A 1,393-nucleotide genomic window follows, 5' to 3' on the forward strand; every position below is an offset into this window, starting at 1 on the left:
TAATGCCAGTCAGTTAAGCCTGACTGGCATTGTTTTTATTGGCTTTTTTCACGGCATACTTCTGCGGCTTCGCCTTCACACTGCGGGGGTAACTTCGCTCCCTTCGTTCCGGCAGCACAAACTGGCCCGCTTGTTTCTCCAGGTCAGCTACCCGCTTCGGGATAGTACCCGGTGATAGGTACGGCATGCAGCTCAGTTCATGGATAAGATAGACCGACGCCATGTGAAAACTCAGCTGGCTCGCCGTGTATCCCTTCAGACTTGCCGCCATCTTTACCATCTGGCTGCGCAGCAGATTGTACGCCAGCAACACCCCCCACAGCTCCTGCCGTATACCCGCCGCCTTCTTGCTGCGCAAGGTCAGCCGGTGCTCTTGCAGGCTGTGCTTCATCTCCCGATAGCCCAACTCGATTTCCCAGCGATGGCTGTAGAGCTCGACAATATCGGCGCTCGGAAAGCGCATCGGGTCGACCATTGAGGTCAATACTTGGCGCTCCTTGCCGCTGATGTTGCGGGTCAGCAAACGGGCTTCCACCGTGTCCGGCAGTTGCGGCCACTTCTTGCGTGCCTGTGGACTGGTCTTGAGCTGCACCAGGGCATCCTGACGCCCCAGCTTGCGCACCACCTCGTATTGCGTGCCCTTTTTGAGTGGCAGCAGCCAGTGCCGCTCGCTGCCAGTGGTTTGCCAGGCGTGGAGCAGACCGAGAGAGTAAAACCCCTTGTCGAACAGAGTTAGCGAGTGGTCTGGTGTGTGCGCGACAAGCTGCTCGGCCAACACCATCTCGTTGACGGCGCAGCTCTCCATGACCGCCTGAACAAGCAGGTGGCTGGTCAGCTCCATCTGGCAGAGCATGCGTGCCTGCGGATAAGCGGTCTCCCCATGCTGAGTACCGGGCTTGGCAAAGGCAGCGGCATTGTCCGGGGTATCGGGTGTGCGCCACATCACGCCATCGACGGCGAGCAGTTGCAGCCCGGCCCAGCCGGGATGATTGGCCTGCTGGTGCCAGCGCGAAGCGGTCTCGTGAAACAGGCGTTCGATGCTCTTGTCCCCCAGTTTTTGGCGAGCTTGCAGGAAGGCGCTGGGGGCAACGAAGGGGCGGTCGCCGGGCAACAGGATATCAAGCTGATTGACCAGCTGGGTCATGGGGACGTGGCGGAAGATGGCCATGCCGATGATGGCCCAGACTAGTCGCTCCATGGGCATGCGGCGACGGCGCAGGGTCACGACATCCTCTTCGGCGAGCAGCGTCGTGATGAGCTCGGGAGGAATGAGGTCAGAAAGTGACTCAAACTGAGCGGCATTGCTGGCGTGGAGGAAGTCGAGAGCGTGAGCGATACGCATAAAAAATCCGAAACCAATCAACAGGTTTCGGATTTTCACACAACAGAAGGA

1 protein-coding gene is annotated in these 1,393 nt (G+C 59.2%); it reads right to left on the bottom strand.

Features of this window, described 5'->3' with window-relative positions; all coding sequences use genetic code 11:
* Positions 1 to 13 precede the first annotated feature (13 nt).
* Positions 14 to 1,342: an IS4 family transposase gene (locus AB5Z09_RS17715; RefSeq protein ID WP_368195870.1), complete on the bottom strand. Its 1,329-nt coding sequence runs from the start codon at positions 1,340 to 1,342 to the stop codon at positions 14 to 16.
* Between the last annotated feature and the right edge of the window lie 51 nt (positions 1,343 to 1,393).

This window comes from Aeromonas sp. R2-2 (assembly GCF_040908355.1).
GTDB lineage: Bacteria > Pseudomonadota > Gammaproteobacteria > Enterobacterales > Aeromonadaceae > Aeromonas > Aeromonas veronii.